8 protein-coding genes are annotated in these 15,015 nt (G+C 70.9%); 4 read left to right on the top strand and 4 right to left on the bottom strand.

The window, feature by feature from the left end:
- Positions 1 to 11: 11 nt before the first annotated feature.
- On the top strand, positions 12 to 749 hold the full coding sequence (locus ACG83_RS37525; RefSeq protein ID WP_054571121.1) for a response regulator transcription factor: 738 nt from the start codon (positions 12 to 14) through the stop codon (positions 747 to 749).
- A 151-nt stretch (positions 750 to 900) separates the two neighbouring features.
- A complete protein-coding gene (locus tag ACG83_RS37520) occupies positions 901 to 7,584 on the top strand; it encodes a toll/interleukin-1 receptor domain-containing protein (RefSeq protein ID WP_054571020.1) in 6,684 nt (2,227 codons plus the stop codon).
- Here the strand turns inward: ACG83_RS37520 and ACG83_RS37515 are convergent.
- Together ACG83_RS37515 and ACG83_RS37510 are read right to left on the bottom strand one after the other, a co-directional pair.
- Positions 7,529 to 8,503 carry a DUF5996 family protein gene (locus tag ACG83_RS37515; protein WP_054571019.1) on the bottom strand — a complete coding sequence of 325 codons (975 nt, stop codon included), beginning with the start codon at positions 8,501 to 8,503 and terminating at the stop codon, positions 7,529 to 7,531. The genes ACG83_RS37520 and ACG83_RS37515 overlap by 56 nt on opposite strands.
- Positions 8,504 to 8,654: 151 nt before the next feature.
- A complete protein-coding gene (locus ACG83_RS37510) occupies positions 8,655 to 9,701 on the bottom strand; it encodes a hypothetical protein (RefSeq protein ID WP_054571018.1) in 1,047 nt (348 codons plus the stop codon).
- Between the two features lie 457 nt (positions 9,702 to 10,158).
- On the opposite strand from ACG83_RS37510, the gene ACG83_RS37505 reads away from it, so the two are divergent.
- Complete coding sequence (locus ACG83_RS37505; protein ID WP_054571017.1) at positions 10,159 to 11,013, top strand: Fpg/Nei family DNA glycosylase; 855 nt, start codon at positions 10,159 to 10,161, stop codon at positions 11,011 to 11,013.
- A gap of 38 nt (positions 11,014 to 11,051) precedes the next feature.
- On the opposite strand, the gene ACG83_RS37500 is transcribed toward ACG83_RS37505, so the two are convergent.
- Positions 11,052 to 11,699: a TetR/AcrR family transcriptional regulator gene (locus ACG83_RS37500; protein WP_054571120.1), complete on the bottom strand. Its 648-nt coding sequence runs from the start codon at positions 11,697 to 11,699 to the stop codon at positions 11,052 to 11,054.
- A gap of 214 nt (positions 11,700 to 11,913) precedes the next feature.
- On the opposite strand from ACG83_RS37500, the gene ACG83_RS47820 reads away from it, so the two are divergent.
- Positions 11,914 to 12,921: an aquaporin gene (locus tag ACG83_RS47820; protein ID WP_054571016.1), complete on the top strand. Its 1,008-nt coding sequence runs from the start codon at positions 11,914 to 11,916 to the stop codon at positions 12,919 to 12,921.
- 97 nt (positions 12,922 to 13,018) lie between these two features.
- Here the strand turns inward: ACG83_RS47820 and ACG83_RS37490 are convergent.
- The coding region (locus tag ACG83_RS37490; RefSeq protein WP_054571015.1) for an ATP-binding protein at positions 13,019 to 15,015 on the bottom strand (1,997 nt) is incomplete at its 5' end.

The following is a 15,015-nucleotide window of genomic DNA, read 5'->3' as shown; positions in this document are numbered from 1 at the left end:
GCCCGCGCCCGCTGCGGGCGGTGGTCGCCGAGGACCAGGCGCTGCTGCGGGTCGGGCTCGTCCGCATCCTGGAGGCGGGTGGGATCACCGTTGTCGCGGCGGTGGCGGACGCCGCCGGCCTCGCCGAGGCGCTGGCCCGCGACGACATCGACATCGCGATCGTCGACGTGCGGCTCCCCCCGACCCACACCACCGAGGGCCTGGAAGCGGCGATCCATGCCCGCCAGGCACGCCGGGCGGTGATCGGGCAGGGGCAGGGCTTGGGCACGGGCCCGGCGGGGGATACCGCGCCGGCAGAGCAGTCGTCGGAGCCGGCAGTGCCGCTGGTGCTGCCGGTGCTGGTGCTGAGCCAGTGGGTGGAGCCGCTGTACGCCCGCGACCTGCTCGCCTCCGGCGCCGGGGCGGTCGGCTACCTGCTGAAGGACCGGGTCGCCGACGTGGACGAATTCCTCGCCGCGGTGCGCCAGGTGGCGTCAGGCGGGACGGTGCTCGACCCCGAGGTGGTCGCCAGGCTCGTCTCCCGCCGCGAACGCCCGCTGGACCGGCTCACCGCGCGGGAGCGGGACGTCCTCACCCTGATGGCGCAGGGGCGTTCGAACGCCGCCATCGCCGCCCAGCTCGTGATCACGGACAAGGCGGTCGGCAAGCACACCAACAGCATCTTCACCAAGCTCGACCTGCCCCCGGCCACCGACGACAACCGCCGCGTGCTCGCCGTCCTCACCTGGCTGAACTCGACGAGCCTGTAAACAACGGCCGGAACGCCAGACAGCTTCTGCCCCCAGCTACCGATCCGCTGGCACCCCCCGGGCGGCCAGGGCATCGGACGTCCGGTGATCAGTGGTAGGAAGATTGCTGACGGTGGGGCGCAGTCCAGTCACGTGCTGACATACTCGGCCTGTGCTCGACGGGGGTCACGACACCACAGATTCGGCCGATCGCTGGGACTTCTTCGTCTCCTACACGCAGGCCGATCGTGCCTGGGCGGAGTGGATCGCCTGGCAGCTCGAAGCCGGCGGATATCGGGTTCTTCTCCAGGCGTGGGACATGGTCGCCGGTACCAACTGGGCGCATGCCATGCAGAACGGCATCAGGCATTCGGCCCGCACCGTCGCCGTGCTCTCCGCCGCCTATCTGGAGTCCGCCTACGGCACGCAGGAATGGCAGGCCGCAGTGGCGGCGGATCCGGACAGTGCTCGGCGCAGGCTGATCCCTGTCCGGGTGGCGGACTGTGCCCGCCCCGGCCTACTCGGGCAGGTCGTGTCCTTCGACCTGTTCGGAGTGTCGGAGGAGCATGCCCGCCGTGAGCTGATGGCGCGGGTCAAGGAGTCGATCGCGGGCCGAGCCAAACCGGCCAGCGAACCGCTGTTTCCCGGTGCGCCTGTGGCAGCGTCCGGGCTGCGTGTCGTGCCGACATCCGCGGTCTCGCCCGCTTTTCCTGGAGCCGGAGTCGGCGACCTCGTGCCCGTTTTGCCGGAACGGCCGGCGGAATTCCATGCGTTGCTTATCGGCGTCCCGTCGTATGAGGACGATCGGCTGCCCGGTCTGCCGTGGCTGTCGGGCATGCTCGACACGGCCGCAGAGAAACTGGAGTCCGTCGGCTACCGGACGGAGATCCACGACCGTTCCCGGATGGGCGCGGGCGCGGTGAAGGCGGCCGTCCACAGCTTTCTGCGCGGCGCAGCGCCCGGTTCCACGCTGCTTCTTCTGCTCGCTGGGCATGCCGTGCACCGTGCCGGCGAAGGCGCGGCCGCCGGCCGGGACTATCTCGTTCCGGCGGATGCCACCGTGGGATACCAGCCCTTCTGGGATCTGTGCGTTCCCGTCGACTGGTCCGGGCCGCTCGCCCGCACCGCCGCCGCACGGGTCCTGGTCCTCGTTGACGGGGACACCGGATTCGACGATGACGTCCACGATCTGGTCACGGACAGGGGCTGGGGAACTGGCCACCTCGACCCGGCGACGGGCGTCGACGTCGCCTACCTCTACCGCGGGCCGGCCGCGGCCGGGGCGGGCGGCCATGGCGAGCCCCCGGCGCCCGCCGCGCCAACCACGGATCCTGCCGCACGACGGTCGCTCACCCGGGCGCTGGTGGACATTCTCTCCGCCGGACCGTGCCCGGGCACTCTCGGGGAACTGCATACCGCGCTTGACCGAGCGATGTCCCCTCCTGCCGAACACCCCCCGGCCTGCGCACCAACCGGGCGGCGAGGCATGCCCGACCAGCCCCGCCTACCGAGGCAGCGCCCCGCAGGCGGGGCCAGGGACGAGGATCCCGGGTACGAGAACGACCACTGTCTGCTGCGCCCGGTGTCGTCCTGTGATCCGCTGCGGTTCCGCCCCTTCCCGATAGCACCCGGCGGCGACGGGGCCGCAGCTCCTGAGCACGCCTGGGTGGCCGCCGCCGACCGGCACCAGGCATGGGAGCGGGCATCCGACAATCCGGTCACAGCCTCGCTGCGGGCGGCTACCTGCGCTTTGGTCGGCCGCCTCGGCCGGGCCTACGACGAGGCGGCTGCGGTCCTGGCGGAGGACCCCTGGCACGACCCGGATCTCGCCCGCCGGATGGCCCGCCGGGTCGAGTTCCTCGTAGGCAAGCTTCCCACCGGGCCGGAGGAACTGTCCGCTGCCGAGGCGGCGCTGCTCGTTGCCGGGCCCTATCTGCACCAGACCGTGTGGACGCTGCTCGTCGCCCGGGCCACCGTCGCCCATCCGGGCTCGGCCGATGTTCTGAGCGGTCGGGCCAACCGCGGCGAGTTCGATGCCTTCACCCGCACCCACCCCCGGCTCAGTCGCCGGATCGAGCGGGCGCGGCTGTCCGGGGACCAGCCCTCCGCCGCGTCCGTCACCTGGTGGCTTGCCCACAAGCTGTGTGAGTCCACGGTGACAGCCAGGTGGGAGTCCGTGCTGCGCGAGGTGCTGCCAGGCCCCACCGCTGACGGTGCTCAGGAGACGCTCGTCGCCGAGGTTTTCTGCCCCGAGCGGATAGCGGAGATCCTCACCTGCCTGCGCGCCGCTCCCACGTTCCTGAACCAGGCCGGAAGGACCGGGGCACTGCGCGACCTGGTGACGGTCGCCCCGGCGACGAGTGAGGAGTCGCCGCTGCGGGAGCGGCTAGTCGCCTACCTGCTCGCCGTCGGCCAGAAGATGGCGCTGGAGCTCGCCGCGCTGCCGCCCGTGCTCGTGGAGCACCTCGGGGTCGCAGACGCGGTCGACCTGGCTGAGGTCCGCTCGGCCCTGCGCCGCGCCGAATGGCAGGGCCGGGGCCGCTCAACCCGCGTGCTGTCGGCCGAGTGCCGCCATCCGGCCACGCAGATCGCCCTGGAACGGTATGCCGCAGGCCTGGACGCCCTGCTCGCGGAGGCACACCGGGCGACCGCCGAGATCCCTGCGCTGGCCGGGCTGCCGACCCACGCCACCGCCGACGGGGTCCATGCCGCCGAGATCGACGGGCACCCGGCCTATGCTTCCGCCGGTGCCCAGTTCCGCCTCGCCGAGGACAGGGTGCAGGAGCTGCTCATGGGCGAGCAGCTCTACGAGAACCGGGCACTGGCCGTGCGCGAGCTCTACCAGAACGCCCTTGACGCCTGCCGTTACCGCCAGGCGCGTACCCAGTACCTGGAACGGACCGCGGGGCGCCCGTCAGGTTGGACGGGCCGGATCGACTTCCGACAGGGCTTCGAAGCGGACGGGACGCCCTTCATCGAGTGCCGAGACAACGGCATCGGCATGGGCTTCCGGGAGATCGCCGATGTGTTCGCCGAAGCCGGTACGCGCACGGTCGACCTCCCTGAAGCCGTCGAGGAAATGGGCCGTTGGGCGGCCTGCGACCCGCCGGTCGAGTTCCACCCGAACAGCCGTTTCGGGGTCGGCGTGCTGAGCTATTTCATGATCGCGGATGAGATCCGGGTCGAGACCTGCCGCCTCGGGCCGGACGGGCGGCCCGGCGAGCTGCTGCGGGTCACGATCGCCGGCCCCGGCAACCTGTTCCGCATCGAGCCGCTGGGCCCGGGGCGGGACAGCGGCACCAGCGTGCGGCTGTATCTGAGCCGGGACCCGGAGCGGCCATCGATCTCCTGCGTGGACATCCTGCGCCGCATCCTGTGGGTCGCCGAGTTCGAAACCCACGCCGCCGAGGGCGCCGCACTGGAGCACTGGCCCGCCGGCCAGCTCGCCCCGTCCGCGCCGGTCGGGCGGACAGACCCACCGTACGATCAGCTTGGCCGACTGACGACACAGATCGTGAGTGCTGGCCATGGTGTGTGGTGGTGCAACGGCGTCGGCGCGATACTCGCCGACGGGTTGTGGGTGGGCGAGGCGGTGTTTGGGGTGGTGCTCGACCTGACCGGCCCACTCGTGCCCGAGCTGTCGGTCGACCGTAACAAGATTAGAAAGCTGCTCGACGAGCCGGCGGTGGACGCTCTGTTGTCCGCTGCGATACCGGTCCTGCGCGCGTCTGATGTGCTGGAGGTGACGGTCGACTGGCTCATCGCCTTCGGGTACTCGTTCCCCCTGGCCGCTGACGCGGTACTCGAGGCCATGGCAGCCGACGGTGAATCCTGGGATGGGGTGGGCGGCGTCCGGGTGCCGGTCGCGCGTACCGGCCTGATCGCTATTGACAGCGTGCTGGGACCGGTTGCGGGAAGGACCGGCCACCCGACAGCCCGATCAGGAACCTCATTCCTTCAGACTGCTCACGTGCCCGACGCATCGTTCTTCGTGCGGATGGCGGACTGGGTAAATGCTGAGCATTATTTCCCGGTCGCCCAATCGAGCCCTGATGATTCCAGTCGGGTGGTTCCCAGTGACTTCGCGACTCTGACAATGGTTGTTCTTAGCTGGCGCTGGATGGTCCCGGTGCGTTTCCGCGCTTTCGTGGCCTTCACGGCCGGCAGGTTGCGTTGTCCGCCGAGAGCGGTCGGCCGGCGGATGCGCCGACTTGGTTACCAGGTGCCCAGTCTCAATGGTGTCGAAGTGGCCGAGATCACCGAACTTGATCAGGCGCTTCTGAGTACACGGCTTGACGGCGGGGTGCCCCTCCAGACGTGGGACTCCAGAAATGATGTGATAGCTCCCGGCCATGTCATCGCCGCCGCGGGTCGGCTGTTGATGTCCTGGGGTCAGATCGTCGACCGTCTGCGCACGCTTGGTCTCGTGGTGTGGCCGCAGCCCGTCGATCTAGTGGATGTGGCTCCGATGGATCTGGCTCTACTGAGCGAAGGGCTTGACGGGCGATATCCCTGGCATTCGGCGGGCCGGGTCAGCCTGGCCCACATCTTCCGCTCGGCGTTGCACACCGAGTCAGGTTTCGCGGAGGTCTGCGCTCGGTTGCGCCGATTTGGCTACCGGACGCCCAGGATTGATGTGGGAGGCCAGCGCGGATTGGGTGAGCGGGACGCCTTCATTGTCAGCCGAGATTCGGCTGGCGCGCTCGGCACCGTTCCGATTCCCACAAGCTACCTGACCGGACTGCGCTCGGAGAGCCCTGGTGGTCGCGACGCCGCTGTCGCGCGTCTGCGTGAGCTTGGTTTTCCTGTGGCGCGCTCGCTGCGTCTGCCGAGCGACTCGCGAGCCGGCATCATCGACCGTATCCAGGGCATCAACGAACTTCACCCACTGTGGACGACGGGCGCGCCTGTGGACCGAGCTCATCTGCTCCTCGTCGCGAATGCCACCAGGATGTCCTTCCCGGCACTCGTGACACTGCTCAGTAAGGAAGGTTACGCGACGGCGCATGTACCCGAGCCGAGAGCATCGCGCGTTGCGCGAATTTCCGAGATCAATTCCCTTCTGCTGGCAGATATCTCGCGGGTCGGCCGCTGCGAGATTCGCCATCTCCTGAATATGGCTGGCGCGACCGGTCTTCCCGTCGAAACGTCGCTCGCCCTCCTCGCGGAGGTAGGTGTCGCAACGCCGGATATCGAAGACCTGGAAATAACGAATGACGACGGAATCATCCTCAGTCGTTCCCTTGACGGTGCTGCGGACCTTGCGAGAGAAGACGATTTCGTTCCGGCCGCACAAGTCCGGGCGGCCGCGACCCGCCTGCGCCGTGAACCCGAGGACGTCGCGCGGCGGCTGCGCCAGCTTGGCCTGGCAACCGCCGATCCGGCGGGATGGGCGGCGTCACCCGTTCGTCCGGAAGACATCGCCCAGCTAGCCCGGGACTTTGACGACCACCTGGCATTTCTCCCCGACGGGAGCGTCGCCGCGGCGCATGTCATGCGCGTCGCAGCGCGCACAGGCGAGGCGCCGCGGACCATCGCCAGCCGGCTTCACGAGCTTGGTTTCGACGTCGACGTCGTGGCGGAGCGTGAACTGACTGCGGACGAGGAATGCGCGGTTGTCGACCTGCTTGACGTGACCGATGAACCCGGCTTCGGACATGGATGGGCTGGCCTGAGCCGTGCGAGTATTCTTGCCACCTCCTACCGTGATTCCATCCGGCACCGTTCGAGCGGCCCGAGTGCCCGACATGCATGCCAGCCGGAGCAAATGGCCGCCTGGGTCGGTACGCTGGGTGCCGGCCTCGACGGATATGCCGGCGTCCGCTTCCCCGAGGACCTGGGCTTCGACGACGTCGACCTACTGAGCTGGGCGCTGGACGGGGAGCCGCCATGGTTGGCGGACGACGCGATCAGCCTCGGCCATGTTCTGGCCGCCGCCGGCATCACCGGCCGGTCGCCGCACGAGATCGCAGGCCGGCTGAGGCACCTGGGCTTCACCCTGGCTGATCTCCCGGGCCGGACGCCGGACGACGTGGACTCCGTCGACGTCATACTGCTCAGCAGGTTCCTGGACGGTATGGCACCTCGGCTGACGGACCATCAGGTACCGCTCGCCCACATCTACCATGCCGCCTGCGTTCTCTCGTGTGATGCGGCAGAGATCCGGGAGCGGCTCGACCGGTTGGGCCTGGAAGCACCCGGTGAGGTGGCGGAGCTCTCCCCGCAGACCCGCCCCCTGGCAACCGTCGCGTTTCACCGCACGGACACCGCCGCGTTGGGAGCCAACCGGCTGTCACCAGCGCAGATCCTGGGTGTTGCTCAGTTCAACGGGCGTGATCCGCGAAGCGTCTGCGAGTCGTTCGCCGGGCTTGGCCTGTCTGTTCCTGAGGCGGACGAGATGCCGGCCCTCCCGGTGACCGCGCTCACTGCCCAGGACGCCATCCTGCTGAGCGCATGCCTCGACGGGCGAGGCCCCTGGCTGGGCCGACGTCCCGCGCCGCTCGCCCACGTCGTCGCTGCGGCCGGGTATCTGCGGTGGTCGCAACGGCGTGTCGTGGGCCGGCTGGTGGAGCTTGGCTGCGCCGGGCCGGTGCTGGCGGACACCGCACTCGACACCCTCGTAAACGGCATGGATCGGCAGCTCGCGGCGCTCCTCACCGACGCGTCCGGTGCGTACGTGGATCGGACGGTCTCGCGTGCCGAGGTGCTCGCGGCCTCCTTCCGGTTCCGTTGGTCCCCGGCGCGGATCGCCGAGCGCATGATCGAACTGGGATTCGAAGTTCCGTGTGCCGCGTCACTGATCAACGGGCAGGCGCTGTTGCGTGCGCCGCGGAGCCCAGCAGGACCGGGTCGGTGACGCCGCCGGGGGAGGCGTAGCGGTCGATGTCCCAGCCGGCGAGGACGGCCCCGGCCTGGTAGGCGTCGCCGAGGAACTGCAGGACGGCGCTGCACCGCTGGGCGTCCGAACCCGGGGCCAGGGCCGACAGCGGAAGGACCGCGAGGTGGCTGCCGCCGCGTTCGAGCCAGCGCGCGCCCGTCGGGTGCAGGCGGGTCTCGGCGAGGCCGGGTGGCTCCGGGCTGGTGTAGGAGTAGAAGGCGGGTTCGGGCAGGGACTTGTCGCCGAACCAGAAGCCCGAGCTGATGACCTCCCGGGAGTAGGCCTCCCTGGTGACCGGGTCGGTGCTCGGCCCCTGTTCGACGGCACGGTCGCGGAAGCGGGTGTGCGCGACGTCGAACGTGTGCCAGAAGTGGTGCACCGGGCTGACCTTGCCGCTGAACCCGGCGGCGAACTCCTCCAGGATGAGGACGGCCTGGCTGAGCGTCTGCCAGTAGCGCAGGGCCATCGCGGGGTCGTAGGCGGCGTGCTCGGTGTCCTCGGCGAAGGGGCGCCCGGCGTCGGTCAGGTCGAAGGGGTGCGGGTGCTCGAGCCGCACGGTCACGCCGATGTCGCGCAGGGCCTCCATCAGCTCGGTGTAGAAGGAGGCGACGGACCTGCCGGCGAGCGGGAGGGTGATCCGCTCCCCGTCGAGGCTGTGGACGGCCAGCTCGTGCGAAACGAAGTCGAAGTCGATGGTGAAGATCGGGTTGCCGTCGACCTGCCCCATCGGCCGTGACGTCACGCCGCGCCCGGTGAGGTGGAAGGGCACGTTCCACCAGTGGTTGCGGCGCTGACTGGCGGCCAGCCGGATCTTCCCGACCACCTGGAGATAACGGTGCAGTGTTTGCTGGGTGCCAGCCCAGGCTGACAGCGGGATGGACGGCAGCATCTCGACCATGCGGACTCCCCGGATCGATTACCCGATGTAATCAGATTGAGACAGTCGGGTCACCTTGGCAACCGGGCGACGTTCCGGGCGACCTTGCGAGCGACGTTCCGGGAGACCTTCCGCGAGGCCCCTGACCTGGGCGTTTATGGTTCGGTGCCGACTACATCCTGGTGCCGACGGCCATCAGGCCGAGCATGCCGAGGGCAACGATGATCACGGCGATGGTCATCGTCGTCGCCACCCGGACGGAGCGCTGCTCGGCGAGGTCGGCGCGGGCGGCGGCGGTCTCGTACTCGTACGGGCAGCGGGTGGAGTAGTGGTTGTCGTTCCGGCTGTTCGTGACCCGGCCCGGCAGCGGGGTGGACGGCACGACCACGCCGTTCGGGCCCTGCGAGCCGTGCACGGCGGACGGGCGGCTGCCCGCGGGGCGCTGGCCCGGCTCGCAGATCGTGTGCCAGCGTCGCAGGTCCGGCCGGATCGACGTGACGAACGAACGCGGCAGGTCGGACGAGTCGAGGTCGGCGAGGTCGGCGAGTTCGGGGATGTCCGGCAGGCTCGTCGTACCGGGGAGCCCCGGCATCCCGGGCATGCCGGGTACCGAGACGCCGGGCGCGAAGTCGGCGATGCCCTGGCTGGCCGCTTCGGCCGCTTCGGCCGCGGCGGGTGCCTGCGCCGGTAGGGGAGTGGCTGCGGGCGACGGAACGGGTGCGCGGCCTGGGGCTGCGGCCGGGGTGAGGCCTGGGACCGGGGTCGACCCGACGGGGGTCGCGGATCGGATACCGCGCAGGCCGGACCCACCGGAGCGGATGCGGCTGGCGCGCGGGCCGCGGCGCTCCGAGCTGATGATGTCCTCGCCCGGACCGAGGCGTTCGAGCCCGAGGCGTTCGAGTCCCAGACGTTCGACTCCGAGGCGTTCCGGGGCGCGATGCACCGGCCCGAGCCCGCTGGGACGTCCGCGTCCCGGCCCGCGCCGAAAGGCGTCGGGGTCGATCACATCGCGGGGGCGGGGAATCCGCACAGTGCGGTCGATCGGTGCGTCGGACGAGATCGGGCTGGCCGGGTGGACCGGGCCGGCGAGTCCGGTCGCGTCGGCGGAATCGGCTGGATCGAACTGGTCCCGATGCGCCTGGAAGGGCATCGGCTGGAAGGGCACCGGCCGCGTGGCGGGGCCGATTGGTAGCTCGCCGGTTCCGCTTTCTCCGCCCATCGGTGACCGCTCCGTTCTGTAGGTGGCCCGGTACCCGCCGGCAGCTGCTTCACTGGCTGACGCACCTGGCCGGATGTCGACCGGTGCGTCGCCGGGAGCTCGCCGCCACCGTCGCCCGCCAACCCCCCGTTGGGGGTAGTGCGAACGTAGATGTTCACCTGTGATCGGGTAAGCCTTGTGCCAGGTGGGCATGGAAGAAGCGGATTCAGCCGTCAGAACGGCGCAACCTTTTTCATTTCACCCAATTGCGTCCACACATCGCGGACGGCCTATCGCGCGAGCATTAGTTCGCCCTTTGTGACAGTGCTCACCAAAATTCTTTTCAGGTGGCGGCGGCGACGTCGGAGTTGCCGGAGCCGGCGGAGCGCTGCCGGCGGACGGCGGAGCGCTGCCGCCGGTTGCCGCGCGTCGCCGCCCGGATCGGGAGGACCGCCGGGATCGGTATGCTCTGCGGGCCATGCCCGAAGGACACACTGTGCGCAGACTGGCCGACACCCACCAGCGGATGTTCGGCGGGCGGCCGGTGCGCGTCGAGAGCCCGCAGGGCCGCTTCGCCGACGGGGCGGGCCTGCTCGACGGCCGGGTGCTGGCGCAGGCCGAGGCGTACGGCAAGCATCTGCTGCTCCGCTTCGACGACGAGCGCGTCCTGCACGTCCACCTCGGGATCTACGGCAAGTACCAGCTGGGCCCGGCTCCGGCACCGGAGCCGACGGGTGCCGTCCGGCTGCGGCTGACGTCCGGCACCGGTTACGCGGACCTGCGCGGGCCGAACGCCTGCGAACTGCTGGAGCCCGGCGAGGTGAAGGCGCTGCTCGACCGGCTGGGGCCGGACCCGCTGCGCCCGGGCGCAGACCCGGAGCCGGCGTGGCGGCGCATCGGGCGCAGCCGCACATCGGTCGCCCAGCTGCTGATGGACCAGGCGGTGGTCGCCGGGCCCGGCAACATCTACCGGGCCGAGGTGCTGTTCCGGGCGGGCGTCGACCCGTACCTGCCCGGCCGCGAGCTCACCCGGGCGCAGTGGGAGCTGATCTGGTCCGACCTCGTCGAGCTGATGGCGGACGGGGTGCGGGCCGGGCGGATCGACACCGTGCGCCCGGAGCACACCCCGGAGGCGATGGGACGTCCGCCGCGGGTCGACGAGCATGGCGGCGAGGTGTACGTGTATCGCCGAGCCGGGCAGCTGTGCCTGGTCTGCGAGGCGGAGGTGCGGACGGCCCGGCTGTCGGCGCGCAACCTGTTCTGGTGCCCGCGGTGCCAGCCCCGGCGGGACGGGTCAGGGCCGCAGCGCCCGTACGAACGGCGCGGCGGGTAGGAACGCAGCGCGTAGGAACGCGGCGCGTAGGAACAGGGTCAGGGGCGTAGTGCCCGTAGGAACAGCCGCACCAGCTCCCGGGTGTGGCGTTCCTGTTCCTCGGGTGGGCGCACGATGCCGAACGAGGCGAGCCGGGCGGGGGCGCCGGAGACCATGCCGAGGAAGTGCTCGGCGAGGGCGTCCGGGTCGTCGGCGGCGATTGAGCCGGTGGCGCGGTGCCGGCGCAGCAGGTCGGCGACGAGCTGCTGGCGGGGCCAGACCGCCACGGTCTGGCTGCGGCGGGCCAGCTCGGGGAACCGGGAGACGTGGCTGATGGCGATCCGGCTGAACTTGATCATGGTCGGGTCGACGGCGCGCCGGACCGCCGCGTCGGCGATCGCGGTCAGGGCGCCCTCCAGATCGTCGAGGTCGGGCGGCGGCGGCTCGGGCACGGGCCAGTCCCGGCGCATGATCGCCCACTCGAACACCGCGCTGAAGACGGCCTCCTTGCTGGGATACCGGGCGTAGAGGGAGGCCTTGGTGGTGCCGGCGGCGCGGGCGATCGCGTCCATGGACGTGCCCTCGTAGCCGAGGTCGAGGAAGAGCCGCAGGGCATGTTCACGGACGACCTCGTTGAGCCGTTCGGTCTCCTCCCGGCTGGGCCGACCTCCCCGGCGAGGCCGTGCCTGCGGCGGGGGCGACGACATCACGCCCTGCAGTGTGGCAGACGGTGCCCGGGGCGCCGAGACCTCGCGTCCGGTGCGTATCACCCGACGGGATCTAAAAATTGCGCTATGTGATATCCGGGTTGATGTTTAGGGCTGGTCGACGTTTTGCTTCACCCTCAGTGGGTGAACCAGATACTACGGGTATCCGTCCCGTCGCAGGTGAACGTTCGTTTTGAATCGGGCGGGGGAGGCAATGAGACGTTTTGTCGCCGAAGGGCTCGGCACCTTCGCATTGGTGCTGGCCGGTGTCGGCACGGCTGTGCTTGGCGGCATGGGCGTGGGAGTTCTCGAGATCTCGCTGGCGTTCGGGCTGGCACTCGTGGCGCTGGTCTACACGATCGGGCCGATCTCCGGGTGCCATGTCAATCCGGCGGTCACGGTGGGCCTGCTCGCCGCCCGCCGCATCGGGCCCCGGGTCGCGGCCGGCTACATCGTCGCGCAGTGCATCGGCGCGATCATCGCCGCCGGGGTCGTGTGGTTCATAGCCGATACCAACGCCGTCGGCTATTCCGCGTCCGCGCAGGGGCTGGGTGCCAACGGCTTCGGGGCGCACTCGCCGGGCGGGTTCGGCTGGGCCGGAGCGTTCGTCATCGAGATCCTGGTGACCGGGCTGCTGGTACTGGCGGTGCTCGTCGCCACCGACCTGTGGGCGCCGCTCGGCGTCGCCGGGCTGGCCATCGGCGTCACGCTGGCCGCCGCCAACCTGATCGCGATTCCGGTCGACGGCGCGTCCGTGAACCCGGCCCGCAGCCTCGGGCCGGCGGTGTTCGTCGGCGGCTGGGCGCTGAGCCAGCTCTGGTTGTTCATCGTCGCGCCGGTGATCGGAGCGTTGCTGGCGGTGGCCGTGCACTCCGTGCTGCGGCCCCCGTGGCAGGTGCGTCCGAAGCTCGCCACCCCGTTGCCCGACGAGTCGCTGCACGAGATCGCGCGGGAGACGGCGCGTCTCATCGGCAACGGCCACGGCGAGGGCGACGGCCATGGCCATGGCGATGGCGTGCGTGTCGGTGCGGGTGTCAGCAGCGACAGGGACGGTGCGCGCGCCAGCGGCGACGGTGCCCGGACCCGAGCGGGAGCGGGCGCGGGCGACTTCGACGGGGCGCCACTGGGCTCCACCGGGCGTCTGGGCTCTACCGGGCGTCTGGGCTCTACCGGGCGTCTGGGCTCCACCGGGCGTTCCGAGGTCGATCGCGGACCGCGTTGATGTTGATGACGAAGGGCCGGGCCGGGAAGGCCCGGCCCTTCCTTCGCGATCTTCGGCTCGCTTGGTCCTGCCTGGTTCGTTCAGGCCCGGGTTCGGGCTACGGCTCGGGCTCGCGTTCTGGCTCTGGCTCTGGCTCGGCGGCGGTCGGCAGCGAGAGCACCATGGTCAGGCCGCCGCCGGGTGTCTCGTCCGGGGTCAGGGTGCCGCCCATTGCCTCGGCGAGCCCGCGCGACAGTGCCAGGCCCAGCCCGACCCCGGTGGTGTTGTCCCGGTCGCCGAGCCGCTGGAACGGCTGGAAGACGTCGTCGCGAGCCGCCGCCGGGATGCCGGGCCCCCGGTCGATCACCCGCAGCTCGACGCGGTGCCCCAGCGCGCTGGCGGTGATCGTCGGCGGCTGGTCGGCGGGCGCGTACCGCAGCGCGTTGGCTACCAGGTTGACGATCACCCGCTCCAGCAGGGCCGGGTCGGCCAGGACGGCGGGCAGATCATCCGGTATGCGCACCGTGACCGTGTCCGCCTGCGGGCCGATCTCGTCCAGGGCCGGCGGCACGATGTCGTCCAGGCCGGTCACGTGCGGGAAGACGCTCAGCGCGCCGGCCTGCAGGCGGGACATGTCGAGCAGGTTCTCGACCAGGCGGGCGAGCTTGTCCAGGGATTCGTCGGCGGTGGCGAGGAGCTCGGCGCGTTCGTCGTCGGTGAGGTCGAGGTCCTGCTCGCGCAGCCCGTTGATGGCCGCCCCGGCCGCGGCCAGCGGGGTACGCAGATCGTGGCTGACGGCCGTGAGCAGTGCGGTGCGGACCTTGTCGGCCGCCGCGATCGGCGCGGCCTGGGCGGCCGCGGCGCGCAGCCGGTGCTGGTCGAGCGCGGCGGCGGCCTGAGCGGCGAACGCGGTGAGAATGCGCCGGTCGGCGGCGGGCAGGGCACGCCCCGCCAGTGTCAGCCGCAGGCCGTCGCGGATGGGTATGTCGACCTCGGTGCCGGCATCGACTTCAACCCCGGCACCGGCATCGACCGCAATGCCGGTGCCGGTGCCGGTTTTGGCGTCGACGCCGGTGTCGGTGGTGCGGATGCCGGCGTCGCCCGGCTGGGAGGTGTCGGCGTGGACAGACATGACCGGGCGCCACCGCTCACCGGCGGGCTGGTCCCCATCGGTGCGCTCGAGCAGTGTCACCGAGGTCATCCCGAAGGTCTCCCGCGCCTGCGCGAGGAGCGCGGGCAGCGCGTCCTCTCCGCGCAGGACGCTGCCGGCCAGCACCGACAGGGTGGCGGCCTCGGCCGAGGCGCGCACCGCCTGCTCGTAGCGTCGGGCGGAGGTGGCCACCACCCGGCTGACGAGGCTGGCGACCAGCACGAAGCCGAGCAGGGCCAGGACGTTGTCGCCGTCCGCGATCCGCCACTCGGTGACCGGAGCCGTGAAGAAGTAGTTGAGCAGCAGGGAGCTGGCGACCGCGCACAGCAGCGCCGGTCCGAACCCGCCGACCAGCGCGACGACGATCACGACCAACAGGTAGGTGAGCATCTCGGTGGCCTGGTTGAACGTGCCGCGGGTGGCGTCGAGCCCGGCGGTGACCGCGGGGAGCAGAGCCGCGGTGAGCAGCATCGCCACGATCCGGCGGCGCGGCGCGAGCGCCGTGCGCCGGCCGGGCAGATGACGCCCCGATCGCCGGGCGCTGCCAGCAGCCGTGGCGCGTCCGGTGGTTCCGGTACGTCCGGTGGTTCCGGTACGTCCGGTAGCGCCGGTGGTGCCGGTGCCTCCCGTGGTGTCGGCGGTGCCGGTCGGCTGTTCGGGCCAGGGCGCGGCGTCCTCGTCCAGCGGGAGGGGACGGTGCCCCCAGGCCTGCGCGTGGGTGACCATGTGGACGTCGATCGGGCCGGACAGGCTCGTCGTCGTCGAACCGATGCCTGGGCTGAGCATCCGTGCCAGCCGGCCGCGGCGGCTGGCGCCGAGTACGAGCTGGGTGGCGTTCGCGGCGCGGGCGAAGTCGAGGAGTGCGGTGGGGACGTCGTCGCCGATGACCTGGTGGTAGCTGCCGCCGAGGCTTTCGGTCAGGGTGCGTTGCCGGGCGAGTGCGGAGGGGTCGGCGCCGGTGAGGC

The sequence above is a fragment of the Frankia sp. R43 genome (assembly GCF_001306465.1).
GTDB classification, from domain to species: Bacteria; Actinomycetota; Actinomycetes; order Frankiales; family Frankiaceae; genus Parafrankia; species Parafrankia irregularis.
The sequence above is the reverse complement of the archived record's forward strand: the minus strand, read 5'-3'. Positions and strand labels throughout refer to the sequence as shown.

Coding starts and splice junctions, on each gene's coding strand:
- ACG83_RS37500 (WP_054571120.1), bottom strand. CDS start 11,699: ATGTCGTCGCCCCCGCCGCAGGCACGGCCTCGCCGGGGAGGTCGGCCC.
- ACG83_RS37505 (WP_054571017.1), top strand. CDS start 10,159: ATGCCCGAAGGACACACTGTGCGCAGACTGGCCGACACCCACCAGCGG.
- ACG83_RS37515 (WP_054571019.1), bottom strand. CDS start 8,503: ATGGTCGAGATGCTGCCGTCCATCCCGCTGTCAGCCTGGGCTGGCACC.
- ACG83_RS47820 (WP_054571016.1), top strand. CDS start 11,914: ATGAGACGTTTTGTCGCCGAAGGGCTCGGCACCTTCGCATTGGTGCTG.
- ACG83_RS37510 (WP_054571018.1), bottom strand. CDS start 9,701: ATGGGCGGAGAAAGCGGAACCGGCGAGCTACCAATCGGCCCCGCCACG.